An 18,980-nucleotide genomic window follows, 5' to 3' on the forward strand; every position below is an offset into this window, starting at 1 on the left:
CGGGACGTCACGGGGTCGCCCGACGCAGCGCAAGCCAGGCGACCGCCATCGCGATCGCGGTGCCGGTCAGGGGCAGCGCCACCAGCGGCAGGGCCCGCGGCGAGTCGGCGAACCAGTCGCCCACCGCGGGCCACCACCGCGCCCAGGTGATCAGGATCGCGGCGATACCACCGAGGCCGAGGACCCCGACTCCGGCGGCCAGTAGTCCCGTTGCCCGCCAGCGCTGGTAGATCGCGCCGGCGGCAATCGCGATCGCCGTGGTCAGCAGCAGCGTCGAGAAGATGGTCAGGAACTGCAGCAGCGGGTTGTCGGTGAGGTAGTCGGCCAGGCCGAACATCCGCATCCACACGCCCCAACCGTCGGTGGCGGCCTCCACCACCGACAGCAGGTAGAGCGCCGCGGCGAACACCGCCGACTGGGCGAGCGCCAACAGCGCTGTGGCGGAGAAGAACTCGCGACGAGTCACGCTCATGCCGAGCGTGAAGGGGAAGGTCTGGGCCATCGCCTGCAGGTAGAACGCCAGCACGAACCCGTATACGGAGAAGACGCTGCCGGTGAAACCCTCTTCCTGATCGTTGTCGACCAGGAAGTAGATCGTGTAGCTGATCAGGAAGGAGGAGGCGAGGATGGCGACAGGCCAGGCGATCAGCAGCGGCCACGCCACGGTGTGCACGCGGAGGACGGCGCCGATCCGGGAATCGGAGCCCGGCTCGGTGCGCGGCGGTGTCATCGTAGTGGTTGCGGTCTGGGTGGTCATGCGGTGATCTCCCGTGCTCCGGTGGTGGTGGCGATGACGAGGTCCTGCAGCGATACGGGTTCGAGCTCGACACCCGCCGCGCGCAGCAGGGCGCGCTCGGGCTCGGTCGCCGTGCGCTCGACCGTGGTGCGGGCCTGCGAACCCAGCGATTCGCGATGCAGCACCCGGGCGCCCGCCGCGAACGCGTCGACGGTCTCGGCCGGCCCGGTCGCGACCACTGCCCGCCTGCGCAGCGCGTCGGCGTCGTCATCGACGATGATCCGCCCGCCGTCGACGACGATGACGTGCTCGAGCAGGTTGCTGACCTCGTCGATGAGGTGCGTGGACAGCACGATCGTGCGGGGGTGCTCGGCATAGTCGGCGAGCAGTCGGTCGTAGAACAGGTGCCGGGCGACGGCGTCGAGGCCCAGATAGGGCTCGTCGAACAGCGTGAGCGGTGCCCGCGCGGCGAGCCCGATGATCACGCCGAGCGTGGACTTCATGCCCCTGGACAGCTTCTTGACCTTGCGGCACAGCGGGAGCTGGAAATCGTCGAGCAATCGGTCGGCGAACTCGCGGTCCCAGCCGGGCATCAGATGCCCGGCGGCGGCGAGCACGTGCTTCACTCGGAGGTCGTCGACGTACGTCTGGCTCTCCTTGATGAAGCAGATGTTGCGCAGGACCCGCGCGTTCTCGAAGGGTGTGCCGCCGAGAACCGTCACGTCGCCGGATGTCTGGGTGTCCTGTCCGGTCAGGATCTGCATCAGCGTGGTCTTGCCCGCGCCGTTCCGGCCGAGCAGGCCGTAGATCTTGTCGGGCTCGATGGTGAGGGAGACGTCGTCGAGCGCGGTGACGTCGCCGAACCGCTTGCTGAGGCCGCGAACCGACACGATCGGTTCGGCATCGATGGCGGTCACGGTCATCTGCTTTCCTCCCGGTTGTCGAGCATGGACTTGAGTTCGGTGATCGACATGCCGAGCTTGTCGGCCTCCGCGATCAGCGGCTCGATGTACTGGCGCACGAAGTGCTCGCGGCGCCGGAATCGCAGCGCGTCTCGTGCGCCCTCCGTGACGAACATCCCGATACCTCGCTTCTTGTAGAGAATCCCCTCGGCCACGAGCTGCCCGAGCCCCTTCGCCGCCGTCGCGGGGTTGATCCGGTGGAAGGCGGCGAGCTCGTTCGTGGACGGAACCTGGCCGTCCTCCGGCAGCGATCCGTCGATGATGGAGTTCTCCACGAGCTCGGCGATCTGCTGGAACAGCGGCCTACCGTCGTCGTTCACCGGAACCGCCGCCCGCGAGGCTTACTGGTTCATTACTCATGTAATGAACCATAAGACCTTTGGGTGCGGTGTGCAAGCGATCGTGGGCGCGGCCCGATGGCGTACCGTCCGTAGCCATGGAATTGACGCAAGTTCCCGTCGGGGAGGGCACCTACACCGTTCGCGTCGCCGGCCCCGAGAGCAGGCACACGGTGCTGCTGCTCCCTGGTGCAGGGGAGTCCGCATCCGTGTTCGACGCGGTGTGCGAGCGACTGCACAACTCCGACCTGCGCACGGTCGTGCCCGAGTCGATCGACGGACTCGACGAGACCAGCGCCATCGCGCTGCTCGACGCGCTGAAGCTGCCGTGGGTCAACCTCGCAGGCAACCGCGAGGGTGCCGCGCTGGCCTGGCTGCTCGCCGCGAAGACCTTCGGCCGGTTCGCCAGTCTGGTCGTGGCGGACTGCCCGCACCCTGCTGTGCCGGATCTCGAGGGTGTCGTGCGCGAGTCCGGTTGTGCGCCCGTGGAAATGCCGACGACGCTGCTGATCGGGAACTCGCTGGGCCGGCCGATGGCCGACACCAGCGGCAGGCACGTCTACTCCGACTTCCGGGTCGTCCAGCTCGACGGCGTCGGCTCGGTGCCGCAGGGCGCGGCCGCCGAGATGGCCACCGAGATCGTCCTCCGTACCAGCAGCTGGTAGGCGCTCCGCGCCCGTGCGCGGTTAGCGAGTCCAGGGAGTCGTCAACCGCGCACGGGCGGCGCAGCCGCCTACTCGAGGCCCAGTAGGGCGTTCTCGACGACCTCGGGGAGACCCGGGTGGATCCAGTACTGGCCCCTGGCCATGTCCTTGGCGCTCAGGCCGAAGCTCATCGCCTGGATCAGCGGCTGGATCACCGTGGGCGCCTGAGCGCCGATGACGTGGGCGCCCAGCAGCCTGCCGGTGCCGCGCTCGGCGATCACCTTGCACAGGCCCTCGGTGTCCTCCATCGCCCAGCCGTAGGCGACGTCTGAGTACTTCTGCACCTTCACCGTGATGTCGAGGCCCTGATCGCGGGCCTGCTCCTCGGTGAGCCCGACCTCGGCGATCTGCGGGTCGGTGAACACCGCCGCCGGCACGAACCGGTGATCGGTGCGGACCAGGTCCGCGCCGTCCGCCCACGCGTTGCGCAGCAGGTTCTCCTGCACCACCCGGGCCTCGTGGTTCGCCACGTGCTTGAGCTGATAGGGCGAGGACACGTCGCCGAGCGCGAAGACGCCCTCCGCGGTGGTGCGCTGGAACCGGTCCACGAGCACCCGTCCCTCGTCGTCGATGTCGACCCCCGCGGTCTCGGCGCCGAGCCGGTCGCCGTTCGGGGCCCGCCCCACCGCGACCAGCAGGGTGTCGCCCGAGACCACGCTGCCATCCGCGAGTTCCACCTCGACGTTGCCGTCGCCGCCGCGCACGGTCGTCACCGGATTGCCCAGTCTCACATCCCATTTCTCATGGGCGAGGGCGGTGAAATGTGCCGAGATGTCGCCGTCGAGGTGTCGCAGCAGGCGGTTGCCGCGGCCGATGATCGTGACCTTGCTGCCGAATGCCGAGAAGACGTGGGCGAACTCGGAGGCGATGAACCCGCTGCCGATGATCACCAGGTGCTCGGGCAGTTCCGGCAGCCGCATGATGTTGTCGTTGGTGTAATAGCGGACTCCGCTGCGGGTCACCGCCTCGGGGATGATCGGCCGCGATCCGGCCGCGATCACCACCTGGTCCGCGGTGATCACCTCGCCGGTCCCGGTCTCCAGGCGTCGCGGTCCGATGAACCTGGCGTGGCCGGAAAACAGTGTGGTGCCCGGACTCTCGTCGCGCCGATAGCGCTCTCCGCCCGCCGAGATGGGGTCGATCCGGTCGAAAACCCGGCTGACGATGTCGGGCCAGCGCACCTTGTCGATGCGCGAGTCGATGCCGTACTTGCTCGAGTGTTCGATGGTGCGGGCGACCTCGGCGGCGTAGACGAACATCTTGGTCGGGATGCACCCGACGTTCAGGCAGGTGCCGCCGAAGACGCCGTCCTCGAGCAGCGCGACCTGCATGTCGGCGTACCGGTCGTCGAGAATGGTGTTGCCGGAACCGGATCCGATGATCGCGAGGTCGAAGTGGTTCATGCGCCGTGTCCGTGGAGCCAGTTCAGCCACAGGTCCACCTCGTCGAAGGCCTGCTTGCGCGGCACCTCGGTGGAGAGGAAGACGTCGTGCCGGGCGCCCTCGATCGGCACGATCGTGGTGCGGTCGCCGAGGCAGCCCGCCCAGCGGGCGATCTGCCTCACGTCCAGCACCAGGTCGGCCTCGTCGGACTTGGCGGTGTACCGGGAGGAGTAGTGCGTCTTCTCGGACCGCAGGATCAGCGAGGGCACCCCGACGTCGAGCCCGCGGTGCAGCTTCGCGTGGCCGTGGCGGATCGCGCGCAGCCAGCCGAAGGTCACCGGGAACCCGGTCATCGGCTTCCACTCGAGGTTGTAGTCCCACTCGCCGCCCGTCCCGACGTGCAGGCTGCGCCCATAGACGTCGATCGGCGGCTGCTTGAGGGCGAGCCGGTCCTTGACCCGGCCGACGGCCTTGACGGCCACGGTGCCGACGCTGCGCAGGTACGACGGGCCCTGCAGGTCGAACCACGGGCTGTTGAGGATCAGCCCGGCGATGCCTGCGCCTGCGCTGCCGCCTGGCCGCTTGTTCAGCCGGTCGAGCCACAGCGGCAGGATCAGCCCGCCGGTGGAGTGCGCCACCAGCAGGACGGTGCCGCCGCCGATCTGCTCGCGGACCAGTGCCAGCGCGCGGCCCAGTTCCTCGTCGTAGAGGGCGAGGTCGGTGACGAAGTGCGGGGTCTGGCCCTGCTTCAGTGAGCGGCCGCATTTGCGCAGGTCCAGGGCGAAGAACGAGTAGCCCTGGTCGTGGAAGTGTTCGGCCATGTGGTGCTGGAAGAAGTAGTCGGTGAACCCGTGCACGTAGAGCACGGCCCGCGCGGGCGTGCGGTCGATCCCGCCCTCTGGCTGGTACCTGACGAGTGTGGCGTCGATCTCACCTTCGCCGTCGGGATCGATTCCGAGTGGGATGGTCAACTGCTGATATCCGTCGCCGAGGACGTCGGGAGCCCAAGTAGTCACAGATCACAATGTAATGCGCAGGAATGCCCCCCGCAGTGGCGCACAATTGGGTGAGGTGAACGACGCGTGTACGCGCGGGTAACCTATCCGCTGCAGTCGGCGCGACTGCGCACTGCCAATGGACAAGGAAGTCGATTTTCCAGTGTCAGACAACAACGCGGTAGAGACCAAGACCGATGTAGTGCTCGTGGGTGCGGGCATCATGAGTGCGACCCTCGGAGCCATCCTGCGGCAGCTACAGCCGGATTGGTCGATCAGCGTGTTCGAGCGGCTCGACGCCGCCGCCGCGGAGAGCAGCGACCCGTGGAACAACGCGGGCACCGGACACTCGGCTCTGTGTGAGCTCAACTACACCCCCGAGAACAAGGACGGCTCCGTCGACATCGCCAAGGCGATCACGGTCAACGAGCAGTTCCAGGTCTCCCGGCAGTTCTGGGCACACGCGCTCGAACAGGGCATCCTCACCGCCCCCAAGGAATTCATCAACCCCATCCCGCACGTGAGCTTCGTGCACGGGGCGGACAACGTGAGGTACCTGAAGGCGCGCTACGACGCCCTCGCCGGACACACGCTGTTCAACGGCATGGAGTACACCGACAGCGCGGACGAGTTCGCCCGCCGCCTGCCGCTGATGGCCAAGGGTCGCGACTACTCCGACCCCGTCGCCCTGAACTGGACCGAGGGCGGCACCGATGTCGACTTCGGCGCGCTGACCAAGCAGCTGCTCAACCACGTCGCCTCCTCGGGCGGCACCGTGCACTTCGGTCACGAGGTCACCGGCATCAAGAAGCAGTCCGACGGCAGCTGGAAGCTCAAGGTGCACAACCGTCGCACTGGCGGCCGCAAGGTCGTCAACGCCAAGTTCGTCTTCGTCGGAGCAGGCGGCGGCGCCCTGCACCTGCTGCAGCAGTCCGGCATCAAGGAGGCCAAGGGCTTCGGCGGCTTCCCCGTCAGCGGTGCCTTCCTCCGCTGCACCAACCCGGAGCTGATCGATCAGCACCGCGCGAAGGTGTACGGCAAGGCCGCGGTCGGTGCCCCGCCGATGTCGGTCCCGCACCTCGACACCCGCGTCATCGGTGGCAAGCCGGGCCTGCTGTTCGGCCCGTACGCCGGTTGGTCGCCCAAGTTCCTCAAGGAGGGGCGGGTCACCGACCTGCCCGGTTCGGTCAAGCCGAACAACCTGCTGTCCATGCTCGGCGTCGGCGTCTCCGAGCTCGGCCTGGTCAAGTACCTGGTCAGCGAGCTGGCGAAGAACGCGGAGGGTCGGATCGAGACCATGCGCGAGTTCGTCCCCGAGGCAATCGGAGCGGACTGGGAGCTGATCACGGCCGGCCAGCGCGTCCAGGTGATCCGCCGCGACAAGCGCAAGGGCGGCGTGCTCGAGTTCGGCACCGCGGTCATCAGCGCCGCGGACGGCTCGATCGCCGGTCTGCTCGGCGCCTCGCCCGGCGCCTCGACCGCGGTCCCGGCGATGCTCGATGTGCTCAAGCGCTGCTTCGGGGACCGGTTCGCGTCCTGGGAGCCGCAGCTCAAGCAGATGGTGCCCTCGCTCGGTCTGAAGCTCTCCGACGACAAGTCGCTGTTCACCGAGGTCTGGGACTGGTCCAGCCGCGTGCTCGAACTCGACACCGACGTTCAGGAGACCGCCTCCGCCGCGGTGTGATAGTCACACCGTATGACGGCAACAGCGGCGCTGCACCGCGCCTGGGCGCTCGATCTAGACCTCCGCACGCTCTATGACCTGCTGAGACTGCGGGTCGACGTGTTCGTCGTGGAGCAGGCCTGCCCGTACCCGGAATTGGACGGGCGGGACCTGCTCCCCGGCACCAGGCACCTCTGGATCGAGCAGGACGGTCAGGTCGTGTGCACCCTCCGCCTGATGGAGGAGCACGACGCCGGCAGCTCCTACCGCATCGGGCGGCTGTGCACCCACCCGGACGCGCGCGGGCACGGGCACACCACCAGGCTGCTGCGCACGGCGCTCGCGGAGGTCGGGTCCGCGCCGTGCCGGCTCAGCGCGCAGAGCCACCTGGTGGACATGTACGCCAAGCACGGGTTCACCCCCGACGGCGAGGAGTTCATCGAGGACGGGATCCCGCACGTGCCGATGCGGCGCGGTGGCGGCGAGCCCTGGCGCGAGGTCTAGAGTCAGGATCCGACAATCCCTGCCGCGGGGAAGTCCTGTGTGAACCAGGCACGGTCCCGCCACTGTGATGGATCCGGCCACGTCCGGAACCGGAGTCAGATCGCCGCGGCAGCGGGTAGAGGTCCGAACCCTCGGCGTGGACACCGGGGAGTGAAGGGAAAAACGCTGTGGCACAAGCTGGTACCGGGTCCGAACCGGGTTTTCCGTTCAGTGCGATCGTCGGTCAGGACACGCTCCGGCTCGCCCTGACCCTCTGCGCCGTGCACCCCGGAATCGGGGGAGTGCTGGTGCGGGGCGAGAAGGGCACCGCGAAGTCGACGGTGGTGCGCGCGCTCGCCGCGCTGCTGCCGCCCGTCGACGACGGCAACGGTGGCAGGCCCGCCCGGCTGGTGGAGCTGCCGGTCGGCGCCACCGAGGACCGGGTGGTCGGCTCGCTGGACCTGGAGAAGGTGCTGCGGGACGGGGAGCGGGCCTTCCAGCCCGGGCTGCTGGCCGCGGCCCACGACGGCGTGCTCTACGTCGACGAGGTCAACCTGCTGCACGATCACCTCGTGGACGTGCTGCTCGACGCCGCCGCGATGGGTCGCGTGCACATCGAGCGCGACGGCGTCTCCCACTCCCATCCCGCGCGATTCGTCCTCGTCGGGACCATGAACCCGGAGGAGGGCGAACTCCGCCCGCAGCTGCTCGACCGCTTCGGCCTCGCCGTCGACGTGGCGGCCTCGCGCGAGGTGGACGTCCGCATGCAGGTGGTGCGCCGCAGACTCGATTTCGAGGCCGACCCCGCCGGATTCGCGGCCCGGTACGCCGACGAGGACTCGGCGCTGGCCCGCCGCATCGCCGCGGCAAGGGCGGCCCTGCCCGCCATCGAACTCAGCGACACCGAACTGCGCCGCATCGCCGCGCTGTGCGCCTCCTTCGACGTCGACGGCATGCGTGCCGACCTGGTGCTGGCCCGGACGGCGACCGCGCACGCCGCCTGGCGCGGCGCGGAGGCCGTCGCCGAGGAGGATGTGCGGATCGCCGCGGAGCTGACGCTCCCGCACCGGCGTCGCCGCGACCCGTTCGACGAGCCGGGCCTGGACCCGCAGCAGCTCGAGGACGCGATGCGGGACGCCGCCGAGCAGGCGAATCAGCCCGAACCCGAGCCGGAGCCCGATCCCGACGGTCCCGGTGGCGGCGCGCCCGAGCCCGAGTCCGACGGGGCACCGACCCCCGACGAAGCCCAGCAGTCCGCCGAGCCGAGCGAGACCGAACGGCCCGGCCCGGCCCGCGCCCCCGAACGCCAGGCCGCGGCGCCCTCCGCGCAGTTCAAGACCCGGCTGCTGACCATCCCCGGCGTCGGCGAGGGCGCGCCGGGCAGGCGCTCGCGTTCACGCTCCGCTCAGGGCCGGACCGTGCGGCCCACCACCGAACAGGGGCGCGGGCTACACCTGGTCGGCACCCTGTTCGCGGCCGCCGAGCACCAGGTCGCCCGCGGGCGGCGGGAAGGCCGGATGCTGTTGGCGCCCGGCGACATCCGCGGGGCGCATCGCGAGGGCCGCGAGGGCAACCTGGTGGTCTTCGTGGTCGACGCGTCCGGCTCGATGGCAGCGCGGGACCGGCTCTCCGCGGTCACCGGCGCCGTCGTCTCGCTGCTGCGCGACGCCTACCAGCGCCGCGACAAGGTCGCGGTGATCACGGTGCGGGGCGCCGCCGCCGACCTGGTGTTGCCGCCCACCTCGTCCGTCGACGTCGCCGTCCGGCGGCTGCGCTCGCTGCGTACCGGCGGTAAATCCCCACTGGCGCAAGGATTCCTGAAGGCCCGCGAGGTGGTGTTGCGGGAGAAGGTGCGCGACCCCCAGCGTCGGGCGATGGTGGTCGCGCTGACCGACGGCCGCGCGACCGGTGGGACCGACCCGGTCCATCGGGCGCGGGTGGCCGCGACCCTGCTCGCGGGCGAGTCGGTGGCCTCGGTGGTGGTGGACTGCGAGTCCGGCATGGTGCGGCTGGGCCTGGCCCGTGACCTGGCGACCGCGCTGCGGGGCGCCTACATCCGGCTCGGCGAGCTCTCGGCGGAGCAGGTGGCCGGTGTGGTCCGGGCCGGTACCTCGAAGCTCGCGGCCTAGAACGGAAAGAGGAGTAAGAGACGATGCCCAAGGGTGTACCGCTTCCCGAGAACGTCCCCGACGACGGCCTGACCACCCGGCAGCGCCGCAACGCGCCGGTGCTGGCCGTGCACACGGGTCCCGGCAAGGGGAAGTCGACCGCAGCGTTCGGGATGGCGCTGCGAGCCTGGAACCAGGGCTTCGACATCGGGGTGTTCCAGTTCGTCAAGAGCGCGAAGTGGAAGGTCGGCGAGGAGTCGGCGTTCCGCGCGCTCGGTGAGCTGCACGAGTCCACCGGCGTCGGCGGACCGGTGCAGTGGCACAAGATGGGCGAGGGCTGGTCCTGGACCCGCAAGAAGGGCGAGGACGAGGACCACGCCCGCGTCGCGTTGGACGGCTGGCGCGAGGTGGCCCGCCGGATCGCCAACGAGGAGCACAAGTTCTACGTCCTCGACGAGTTCACCTACCCACTCAAGTGGGGCTGGGTGGACGTCGACGAGGTGGTCGAGGTGCTGGCTGCGCGGCCGGGGAACCAGCACGTGGTGATCACCGGCAGGGATGCGCCGCAGGCCCTGATCGATGCCGCCGACCTCGTCACCGAGATGACCAAGATCAAGCACCCCATGGACGCCGGACGCAAGGGCCAGCGGGGCATCGAGTGGTGAACACCGTTCCGGCGGTCGTCATTGCGGCACCTGCATCCGGCAGTGGAAAGACCACCGTCGCAACGGGTCTGATCGGCGCCCTACGTGCGGCCGGTGATCGGGTGGCGCCGTTCAAGGTGGGGCCCGACTACATCGACCCGGGCTATCACGGCCTCGCCGCGGGCCGCGTCGGCCGCAACCTGGACCCGGTGCTGGTCGGCGCGGACCGGATCGGATCGCTGTACAGGCACGGCAGCGCGGGCTGCGACATCGCCGTCGTCGAGGGCGTGATGGGCCTGTTCGACGGCAAGATCGCGGACCCGGCGCCCGAGGGCGCCGCGGAGGGGTCGACGGCCCAGGTCGCCGGGTTGCTCGGCGCCCCGGTCGTTCTCGTCGTGGACGCCCGCGGCCACAGCCAGTCGCTGGCCGCGGTGCTGCACGGCTTCGCGACCTTCGACAGCGGTGTCCGGATCGGCGGGGTGATCCTGAACCGGGTCGGCAGCGAGCGGCACGAGCAGGTGCTGCGCCAGGCCTGTGACCGGGTCGGGGTGCCGGTGCTCGGGGTGGTGCCCCGGCTCGCGGAGCTGGCGGTGCCCTCGCGGCATCTCGGACTGATCACCGCCGTCGAGCACGGCCGGGCGGCCACCGACGCGGTGGACGCGATGACCGAGCTGATCGCGCGGCACGTGGACCTGCCCGCCGTGCGGGCGCTGGCCCGCTCGAGCGTCGGCGTGCCGGCCTGGAATGCCGCGGACGAGGCCGGTACGGACGCGCCGGGACCCGATCCCGTGGTGGCGCTGGCCGGTGGCTCGGCGTTCACCTTCGGCTATGCCGAGCATCGCGAACTGCTGGAGGCGGCGGGCGCGCGGGTGTGCACCTTCGACCCCGCCGTCGAGCAGCTTCCCGAGGGCGCGGCCGCGTTGGTGCTGCCGGGCGGGTTCCCGGAGGAGCACGCGCCCGAGTTGGCGGCGAACATCCCGCTGCTCACCACCGTCCGCGAACTGGCGCGCCGCGGGATGCCGATCCATGCCGAGTGCGCGGGCCTGCTGTACCTGGCGCGTCGCCTCGACGGGCACCCGATGGCGGGGGTGATCGGGGTGGACGCGGAGTTCGGTAAATCGCTGACGCTCGGCTACCGGGAGGCCGTCGCGCTGGGGGAGTCGGTGCTGTTCGAACCGGGGACGAGGGTGGTCGGTCACGAGTTCCACCGGACCCGGCTCGATTCGACCTCGGTGGACGGCTGGGCCCCGGCCTGGGGCTGGCGGGCGGCGGGAACCTCGACGCGGGAGGGCTTCGCGGGCGGCGGCGTGCACGCCTCCTACCTGCACACCCATCCCGCGGGGAACCCGGCCTCCGTGCGCCGGTTCGTCTCCGCGGCAAGAGATTTCGAGGCGTCCAATGGGTGATCTGGTGGTGGGCATCGGTGCCCGCGACGGGGTGGACCCCGACACCGTGTTGGCCGCGATCAGCGCCGTCGTCGACGACCCGACCGAGCTGCACGCGCTGGCCACCCTCGAACGCAAGGCCACCGAGTCCTCGATCGCCATTGCGGCGGCCGAGCTGGGTGTACCGGTGCTCGGGTTCACGGCCGACGAACTCTCTGCCGTGGACGTGCCGACACCGTCAGGACGGGTCGCGGCCGAGGTCGGGACGCCGAGCGTCGCCGAGGCCGCGGCGGTCCTCGGCGCGGGCGGCGGCGACCTGCTGGTGCGCAAACGCGCCCGCAATGGCGTCACCGTTGCCGTCGCCCGTAATGTTTGGTAGCCCGAAGACCCCCGATACCCCAGTCAAGGAGCACGAAGTGCCAGCAGCGGCCGGAGACGAGCCCAACTACCTCGTAGGGCTCAACCTGACCGATCGACGGGTGGTCGTCGTGGGTGGCGGCACCGTCGCACAGCGGCGCCTGGGCCTGCTCGTGGCCTGCGGGGCGAGGGTGCACGTGGTCAGCCGCGCCGTCACCCCCGCCGTCGAGGCGATGGCCACCGGCGGCCAGATCACCATCGACCTGCGCGCGTACGCCGACGGCGACCTGGACGGCGCCTGGTACGCCATCGCCTGCACCGACGAGCCGGACACCAACGCCGCCGTCGTCGCCGAGGCGGAGCGCAGCCGCATCTTCTGCGTCCGCGCGGACAGTGCCCGCAACGGCACCGCCGTCACCCCCGCGAGCGCGTCCTTCGACGGGCTCGAGCTCGGTGTGCTGGCGGGCGGCGACCACCGCCGCTCGGCCGCGGTGCGCACCGCGCTGGTCGAGGCCCTGCAGTCCGGTGGCGTGGTGGACGTCGCCGAGCCGCACGTGCCCGGCGTCGCGCTGGTCGGCGGCGGACCCGGCGACCCGGATCTGATCACCGTCCGCGGCCGCAGGCTGCTGGCCCGGGCCGACGTCGTCGTCGCGGACCGGCTGGCGCCGCCCGAGCTGCTCGCCGAGCTCGGCCCCCAGGTCGAGGTCATCGACGCGGCGAAGATCCCGTACGGCCGCGCGATGGCGCAGGAGGCGATCAACGCCGCGCTGATCGACGGCTACAAGGCGGGCAAGTTCGTGGTCCGGCTCAAGGGCGGCGACCCGTACGTGTTCGGCCGCGGCTTCGAGGAGCTGCAGGCCTGCGCGGCCGCCGGGGTGCCGGTCACCGTGGTGCCGGGCATCACCAGCGCGATCGCCGTGCCGTCCGCGGCCGGGATCCCGGTGACCCACCGCGGCGTCACCCACGAGTTCGTGGTCGTCAGCGGGCACATCGCCCCGGACCACCCCGATTCGCTGGTGGACTGGTCGGCCCTGGCGAAGCTGCGCGGCACCCTGGTGCTGCTGATGGCGGTGGAGCGGATCGAGAAGTTCGCCGCCGTGCTCACCGAGGGCGGTAGGCCGGCCGAGACCCCGGTGACCGTGATCCAGGAGGGCACCACGCGCGCTCAGCGGGTGCTGCGAGCCGATCTGGCGACCGTCGCGGCCCGGGTCCGCGAGGAGAACATCCGCCCGCCCGCGATCGTCGTGATCGGGCCGGTCGCGGGCCTGACCGCCGACGCGCAGTAACCTGGGCGACCGTGCCTGACTCCACTGTCGTGAAGTACCCCGTGACCACGCGAGCCTTCGGTCTCGCCATCGTCGTCCTCGGCGGTATGCAGCTGATGATGGTGCTCGACGGGACCGTCGCCTCGCTGGCCCTGGCCCGGATCCAGCAGGATCTCGACCTGAGCGACGCGGGCCGGAACTGGGTGATCACGTCCTACGCGCTGACCTACGGCGGCCTGATGCTGCTCGGCGGACGGCTCGGCGACGCCTTCGGGCGCAAGCGGGTCTTCATCGGCGGCGTGGTGCTGTTCACGGTGGCCTCGCTCGTCTGCGGACTCGCCACCGGTGAGGTCTCGCTGATCGCGGCGCGGGCGCTGCAGGGCGTGGGTGCGGCGATCGCGTCGCCGACCGCGCTTGCCCTGGTGGCGACGACATTCGCGCCCGGCCCGGTCCGCAACCAGGCGATCGCGATCTTCGCGGCCATGACCGGCATCGGTTCCGTGACCGGACTGATCGTCGGCGGCGCACTGACCGAGGTGTCCTGGCGCTGGATCTTCCTGATCAACGTGCCGATCGGGCTGCTGATCATCGGCCTCGCCGTTCCCTCGCTGGTGGAGACCGGCGCCGAGCGGCTCAAGCTGGACGTGCCGGGTGCGGTGCTCGCGACCCTGGGCTGCACCGGCGTGGTCTTCGGGTTCACCGAGGGCGCGGAGATGGGCTGGACGAGCCCGCCGGTGATCGCGGCGCTGGCCGTGGGGCTGGGCATGCTGGCGGCGTTCCTGCTGGTCGAGCGCAGGGCGGAGAACCCGCTGCTGCCGTTCTCGCTGTTCCGCAACGGGAACCGGGTGGCCACCTTCATCGCGATCGCGCTGGTGGGCGCGGTGATGTTCAGCCTGGCGCCGTTCGTGGCGCTGTACGTGCAGGACATCCTCGGCTACAGCCCGCTCGCCGCGGGCATGGCGTTCGTGCCGTTCGCCTTCGGCCTCGGCGCCGCCGCATTCGTGGCGTCCAAGCTCGCGGTCCGCGTCCAGCCCCGGTGGCTGATCGTCGCCGGCACCGTCCTGACCACGCTGGGCCTGCTGTACGGCTCCACGCTGGACACCTCGGCGACCTACATGGGCAACCTGTTCATGCTGGTGGTCGGCGTCGGATTCGGTGTCGGCCTCGCGGTGGTGCCGCTGCCGCTGTGCGCGATCGCCGGGGTCGGGCAGCACGAGATCGGCCCGCTGTCCGCGATCGCCCAGGTGGCTCAGGTGCTCTTCGGCCCGATCGGGCTGGCGATCGTCGGCGCGATGGCCACGTCCAAGACGCTCTCGCTCGGCGGCACCTCCGGGGTGGCGTCGACCATGAACGCGGACCAGCTGTTCGCGCTCAGCGAGGGCTATACGACGGCCCTGCTCGGCTGCGCGATCTTCGCCGCCCTCGCCGCCGTCGTGGCCCTGTTCATCCGGTTCACCCCGCAGCAGGTCGCACAGGCGCAGGCCGCGGAGAAGGCGGCGCAGGAGTCCTAGCGGTGCCGGAGGCCGCACCTGTCCGCTCCGCCTGTGGCGACCGTCCAGTATGGTGCGACGAACAGGCAATGACGGGGGACAGGACCTGCAATGACGGCTGAGCCGCGAGAATCGGCAATGCCCACGAAGGCGCGCAGTCGGTGGCGTATCGCCCTGGGGGTGGTGACCATCGTCCTCGGAATCGTGGTGGCGATCGTCGTCGGAGCGCTGGCGGTGGGCCTGGTGGCGCTCGCGGTTGACATCCCGGCGCTGTTCCTCGGAGCGGGATTGGCCGGCGCCGTCGCCGTCTGTTTTCTGGTGAGCTGGTGGGGTTTTCGGCTGACGGGGGCGCGTCGTGCGAAGGTGGGTGCGGCCGGACTGAGCGTGGTGATCGGCGTGGCCGTCGCCGCGCTGGCAGCATCGACGATCCTCAGTCCGTTCCCTGCTCAGCCGGACTCCGCGGTGCCGTCGGACGTCCAGTACTGGGACCTGCCGACCGGTTCGCGCATCGCCTACGTCCACGCCCCGGCCGCCGCACTCCCGACCCCGAAGCCGCCGGTGATCTTCGTGCACGGCGGACCGGGAACACCCGGCGAGGGAATACCGGTCGGCGGCGCCGAACTCGCCGCCCAGGGGTTCGACGTGTACGCGTATGACCAAGTGGGGGCGGGCCGTTCGACCCGACTCGACGATGTCACCGACTACACCGTGCAGCGCCAGGTGGCCGATCTCGAAGCGATACGGCAAGAACTCGGTGCCGAGCAACTCGTCCTGGTCGGACGGTCCTGGGGCGGATCGCTGACGGCGCAGTACATCGCTGCGCACCCCGATCGCGTCGCGAAAGCCGTCTTCGTCGCGCCAGGAGCGATCTGGCCGACGGCATTTCCCGACGGCGTCGGCGAACCCTGGCACGAGATGGATCCCGCCCAGCAGGCACGCTACGACGAACTGATGGGCAACCCGCGCATTCTCGCCCAATCGCTGTTGATGGGCGTGAATCCCCAAGCCGCACATGCGTTCGTCCCCGACGCCGAGGCCGACTCGTGGATGCACGAGGTCGCCCTCACCGGCCGCGACGGGGCCTCGTGCTCACGCGAGGTCACCACGCCGCCGCACGACAATCTGCAGGGGTTCTACGTCAATCAGATGACGACGGCCGATTTCGGCTCCATCCCGGATCCCAGGCCTGCGCTCACGAACGCGCGGGTTCCCGTCCTGGTCATGGCGGCCCAATGCGACTTCCTGCGCTGGCCGGTCTCACGCGAGTACCGAGACACCTTCCCCCACTCCACGCTGGTCGACATCCAGGGTGCCGGCCACGGGGTCTCGACGGACCAACCGGAGATCTACACAGGCTTGCTGGAGACGTTCCTGAACGATCAGCCGCTCCCGCTCCCCGCCTATACATCCATGGACCCTCCGCCCGGACGATGGACCAACTGACGGAGCGTTCGTGATCGGATACGCGACATACTCAGCGTGTGACCGCCCTCGAGGAGTACCGCCGGAGGCTCGAGCCCCGTCTTCCGCGGATTCGCGACATCGCGCTGCTGGCGGCGACGATCTTCGTCCTTGTCGGGCGGTTCGTGCAGGCGGGCGACCATTCGGCGCAAGCATTCTGGTTGTCGGCGATTTCGGTCGCCGCCGCCACGACGCTGTGGTGGCGCCGCCGGTATCCGATCGCGATCACGTGCGTCGGCATTCTCGTGTGTGCTCTGTCCGGGTCGAATCTTTTGATGCTCGTCGCGATCTGCACCCTTGCGGTTCGCCGCCGGGACCGATGGCTCTGGATCCTGACGGTGGCCGGGGCGCTGACGGACGCCGTGTCCGAGTCTTTCCGGCGTACCGCGGAGGACTATCCGACCGTGCTGGGCTCGGCATTGTTCGCGATCGCCGCCTTCGCCGTTCTCGGCGCCTATATCGGCCTGCGCCGCGCCTATCTGGACGGACTTCACGATCGCGTCCGTCAGGCGGAAGCCGAACGCGAGGCACGAGCGGCCCAGGCTCGGCTGGCCGAACGCAGCCGCATCGCCCGCGAGATGCACGACGTGGTGGCGCACAAGGTCTCGTTGATCGCACTGCACGCCGGCGCCTTGCAGGTGACCCGCGCACCGGATGCCGACCGCGTACACCGCAGCGCGACGCTGATCGCCGACACCGCCCGCGGTGCGCTCGAGGATCTGCGCGGCGTGCTGGGCGTGCTCCGGGACTCGTCCGACGAACCCGCGCCGGAACCGCCGCAGCCGCTGCTGCGGGACATTCCCGCGCTCATCGCCGCGTCGCGTGCCGCGGGCGTCCCGATCGTGGAGGACATCCGCGCGGACCTGGACCGTCCGGCACCCTCCGTGCTGGCGCACGCGGCCTTCCGCGTGACCCAGGAGGCGCTGACGAACATCCACAAGCACGCGGCGGGCGCCGCCACCACGATCGCGATTCACGGAGCCCCCGGTGACCGTCTGAGCATCGAGATCGTCAATGCTGCCCCGCAGCAGCCGTCGTCGGCCACGTCCATGATTGGGGCCGGAACGGGACTGGAGGGGTTGAGCGAGCGCGTCATGGTCGCCGCGGGAACGTTCGAGCACGGGCCAACCTTCGACGGCGGGTTCCGGGTGTTCGCAAGCTTGCCGTGGCCCAACGGTCAGCCGGACTCGCCGAGCAGCTGAGCGTCACGCGCCACCAGCGCCGCCTGCACCCGGTTCGAGACGTCAAGAGCGGTGAGAATCCGGCTGACGTGCGCCTTCACCGTGCTTTCGCGCATCGACAGCCTCTCCGCGATGTCGGCGTTGGAGTCACCCCGCGCGACCCGCTCGAGGACCTGCGTCTCGCGCGGGGTGAGGCGCGCGATGCGCTCTGCCGCGGCCTGCGCGGACTCGGCTGTCTGTTGGTGGAATCGGTCGATGAGCGCCCGCGCCGCGCCGGGATGCAACATCGAACCGCCCGCCGCAACGACGTGGACCGCTCGGAGAATCCCCGCGGGAGGTGTCTCCTTGAGCAGGAATCCGTCTGCCCCTGCCGCGAGCGCCGAATACACGTGCTGGTCCAGATCGAACGTGGTGAGCACCAGGATGCGCGGACGGGACGGCAGTGCCGCGATCCGGCGCGTCGCCTCGATCCCGTCCATCGTCGGCATCCGGATGTCCATCAGCACCACGTCGATGTCACGGGACCGAACAACTCGCACCGCATCGGCGCCGTCCGACGCGTGCGCGACCACGGACAGTTGGTCGTCGGTGGCGAGCATGTCGGCCAACCCCTGGCGCACGAACGGATCGTCGTCGACGACGAGGATGGAGATCACGTTGCGAATGTACCCGCGGAATCGGCTTCGGCATCGACTGTTTCGACCGATCGCCGGTGGTACCACCTACTTTCGTCGGGGGTGCCGGTGGCCGGATTGCCGATGCGGCCCACCGTGCCGCGCCCGCACTGTGGGGACATGATGAATTTTGCCGCCAGGATCTCTCCGACACGATTCGGCGGCCACGCGCTGTTTGCCGCCGAGGCCGGCCGCGACCTGCGGACGACGGGCGCGATCGCGCCGAGCAGTCCCCGACTGGCACGTGCGCTGACGGAGTCGATCGCCCGTTCCACCGATACCGCGCTGTCGATCCTCGAGGTCGGTGCGGGGACGGGTGCGCTGAGCCGGGCGATCGCGGCCCGCATCGGCCCGGACGACACCTTGACCTGTGTCGAACGGAACCCGCGACTCGCCGCGTACCTCCGAGCGGAGATCGGTGTCGATCCGGCTCTCCGCGCCTGCGCGGAGCGGATCGTGATCCGCCAGGCCGACATCGTCGGACTCCCGGCGGCCGAAAAGTACGACGTCATCGTGGTCGGACTCCCGTTCGCGAACTTCACCGAGAACGAGACGCGTGCGATCTGCGAAGCCCTGGACGGGGTACTCAAGCCCGGCGGCTGCATCACCTACTTCTCGTATCTCGGCGGTGCGGCGGTCGACCGGTTTTCCGGGGAACGGCACCGTCGGCACCGCCGAGGCAGCGCACGGGCGCTCGCCGAGTTCCGCGCACGCTTCCGCCAGGATCGCGTCAAGGTCTGGACCAACCTGCCGCCCGCCTACGCCTGGACGCTCACGAAACCGGGAGTGGCCCAACCCGATCCCCATGTCGGTGCCGGGAATCCGCACACCAAACCGATCACCGCGTAAGGGAGTCGGGGGTGTGGCGTACGGGAGTGCTCACCGATCGGACCGACGCTCCGGCGGTCTGGTGGTTTCTCGCGGCGATGGTGGTGACGGTCATCGGGACGTGGGGATTCGGCTTGGCGATCTGGCGCTATGTCTCGGCGCGGACATCGCACACGAGATCGGTGCTATGGGGGGCCGGCTTCGTGATGTGGGCCGGGGGAGTGTGGTTGCTCTTCCATAAGGCGGCGAGCCTGGGGTCCGGCGGCGCTGTCATCGTCGCAGTCGCCACGGGCCTGTGGAGCTGCGCATATATCAGGCCCCGCC

At 70.1% G+C, this 18,980-nt stretch carries 18 protein-coding genes; 12 read left to right on the forward strand and 6 right to left on the reverse strand.

Annotated features, from left to right (window positions below):
- Positions 1–7: 7 nt before the first annotated feature.
- From ABIC28_RS04800 to ABIC28_RS04810, 3 genes are read right to left on the reverse strand one after another with little or no spacing between them, the layout of a single operon-like run.
- Positions 8–757 (reverse strand): ABC transporter permease, encoded by a 750-nt coding sequence (locus tag ABIC28_RS04800; protein ID WP_245220891.1) that lies wholly within the window; start codon positions 755–757, stop codon positions 8–10.
- A complete protein-coding gene (locus ABIC28_RS04805) occupies positions 754–1,659 on the reverse strand; it encodes an ABC transporter ATP-binding protein (protein WP_269588202.1) in 906 nt (301 codons plus the stop codon). The genes ABIC28_RS04800 and ABIC28_RS04805 overlap by 4 nt, the downstream gene beginning before the upstream one ends.
- Positions 1,656–2,018 carry a GntR family transcriptional regulator gene (locus tag ABIC28_RS04810; RefSeq protein ID WP_097212726.1) on the reverse strand — a complete coding sequence of 121 codons (363 nt, stop codon included), beginning with the start codon at positions 2,016–2,018 and terminating at the stop codon, positions 1,656–1,658. The genes ABIC28_RS04805 and ABIC28_RS04810 overlap by 4 nt, the downstream gene beginning before the upstream one ends.
- Positions 2,019–2,134: 116 nt before the next feature.
- On the opposite strand from ABIC28_RS04810, the gene ABIC28_RS04815 reads away from it, so the two are divergent.
- Complete coding sequence (locus ABIC28_RS04815; RefSeq protein WP_097212727.1) at positions 2,135–2,701, forward strand: hypothetical protein; 567 nt, start codon at positions 2,135–2,137, stop codon at positions 2,699–2,701.
- A gap of 68 nt (positions 2,702–2,769) precedes the next feature.
- On the opposite strand, the gene mtr is transcribed toward ABIC28_RS04815, so the two are convergent.
- Positions 2,770–4,143 (reverse strand): mycothione reductase, encoded by a 1,374-nt coding sequence (gene mtr, locus ABIC28_RS04820; RefSeq protein ID WP_269588201.1) that lies wholly within the window; start codon positions 4,141–4,143, stop codon positions 2,770–2,772.
- A complete protein-coding gene (locus tag ABIC28_RS04825) occupies positions 4,140–5,138 on the reverse strand; it encodes an alpha/beta hydrolase (RefSeq protein ID WP_097212729.1) in 999 nt (332 codons plus the stop codon). Before ABIC28_RS04825 ends, mtr begins: the two co-directional genes overlap by 4 nt.
- 118 nt (positions 5,139–5,256) lie before the next feature.
- Between ABIC28_RS04825 and mqo the strand changes: the two genes are divergently transcribed.
- From mqo to ABIC28_RS04875, 10 genes are all read left to right on the forward strand, one after another.
- Entirely contained in the window at positions 5,257–6,801 is a 1,545-nt protein-coding gene (gene mqo, locus ABIC28_RS04830) for a malate dehydrogenase (quinone) (RefSeq protein ID WP_097212730.1), read from the forward strand.
- Positions 6,802–6,813: 12 nt separating this feature from the next.
- Complete coding sequence (locus ABIC28_RS04835; protein ID WP_269588200.1) at positions 6,814–7,284, forward strand: GNAT family N-acetyltransferase; 471 nt, start codon at positions 6,814–6,816, stop codon at positions 7,282–7,284.
- 167 nt (positions 7,285–7,451) lie between these two features.
- The gene (locus tag ABIC28_RS04840; protein WP_354577755.1) at positions 7,452–9,392 is read left to right on the forward strand and encodes a magnesium chelatase subunit D family protein; all 1,941 of its coding nucleotides are present in this window, start codon (positions 7,452–7,454) and stop codon (positions 9,390–9,392) included.
- 23 nt (positions 9,393–9,415) lie between these two features.
- Positions 9,416–10,036 carry a cob(I)yrinic acid a,c-diamide adenosyltransferase gene (gene cobO, locus ABIC28_RS04845; protein WP_269588198.1) on the forward strand — a complete coding sequence of 207 codons (621 nt, stop codon included), beginning with the start codon at positions 9,416–9,418 and terminating at the stop codon, positions 10,034–10,036.
- On the forward strand, positions 10,033–11,421 hold the full coding sequence (locus tag ABIC28_RS04850) for a cobyrinic acid a,c-diamide synthase CobB (RefSeq protein ID WP_502944987.1): 1,389 nt from the start codon (positions 10,033–10,035) through the stop codon (positions 11,419–11,421). The genes cobO and ABIC28_RS04850 overlap by 4 nt, the downstream gene beginning before the upstream one ends.
- A complete protein-coding gene (locus tag ABIC28_RS04855; RefSeq protein WP_077041276.1) occupies positions 11,414–11,779 on the forward strand; it encodes a cobalamin biosynthesis protein in 366 nt (121 codons plus the stop codon). Before ABIC28_RS04850 ends, ABIC28_RS04855 begins: the two co-directional genes overlap by 8 nt.
- Before the next feature lie 37 nt (positions 11,780–11,816).
- Positions 11,817–13,043 (forward strand): uroporphyrinogen-III C-methyltransferase, encoded by a 1,227-nt coding sequence (cobA, locus tag ABIC28_RS04860; RefSeq protein ID WP_097212736.1) that lies wholly within the window; start codon positions 11,817–11,819, stop codon positions 13,041–13,043.
- A gap of 11 nt (positions 13,044–13,054) precedes the next feature.
- Entirely contained in the window at positions 13,055–14,533 is a 1,479-nt protein-coding gene (locus ABIC28_RS04865; protein ID WP_354577758.1) for an MFS transporter, read from the forward strand.
- 117 nt (positions 14,534–14,650) lie between these two features.
- The gene (locus ABIC28_RS04870) at positions 14,651–15,955 is read left to right on the forward strand and encodes an alpha/beta hydrolase (RefSeq protein ID WP_209926022.1); all 1,305 of its coding nucleotides are present in this window, start codon (positions 14,651–14,653) and stop codon (positions 15,953–15,955) included.
- 38 nt (positions 15,956–15,993) lie between these two features.
- On the forward strand, positions 15,994–17,175 hold the full coding sequence (locus ABIC28_RS04875; protein ID WP_354577761.1) for a sensor histidine kinase: 1,182 nt from the start codon (positions 15,994–15,996) through the stop codon (positions 17,173–17,175).
- Here ABIC28_RS04875 and ABIC28_RS04880 read toward each other — a convergent pair.
- On the reverse strand, positions 17,151–17,810 hold the full coding sequence (locus tag ABIC28_RS04880) for a response regulator (RefSeq protein ID WP_354577763.1): 660 nt from the start codon (positions 17,808–17,810) through the stop codon (positions 17,151–17,153). The genes ABIC28_RS04875 and ABIC28_RS04880 overlap by 25 nt on opposite strands.
- Positions 17,811–17,948: 138 nt before the next feature.
- On the opposite strand from ABIC28_RS04880, the gene ABIC28_RS04885 reads away from it, so the two are divergent.
- On the forward strand, positions 17,949–18,677 hold the full coding sequence (locus ABIC28_RS04885; protein ID WP_354577765.1) for a class I SAM-dependent methyltransferase: 729 nt from the start codon (positions 17,949–17,951) through the stop codon (positions 18,675–18,677).
- Positions 18,678–18,980: the final 303 nt, after the last annotated feature.

It is taken from the genome of Rhodococcus sp. PvR044 (genome assembly GCF_040548995.1).
In the GTDB taxonomy this organism is placed as follows: Bacteria; Actinomycetota; Actinomycetes; order Mycobacteriales; family Mycobacteriaceae; genus Rhodococcus_G; species Rhodococcus_G oryzae.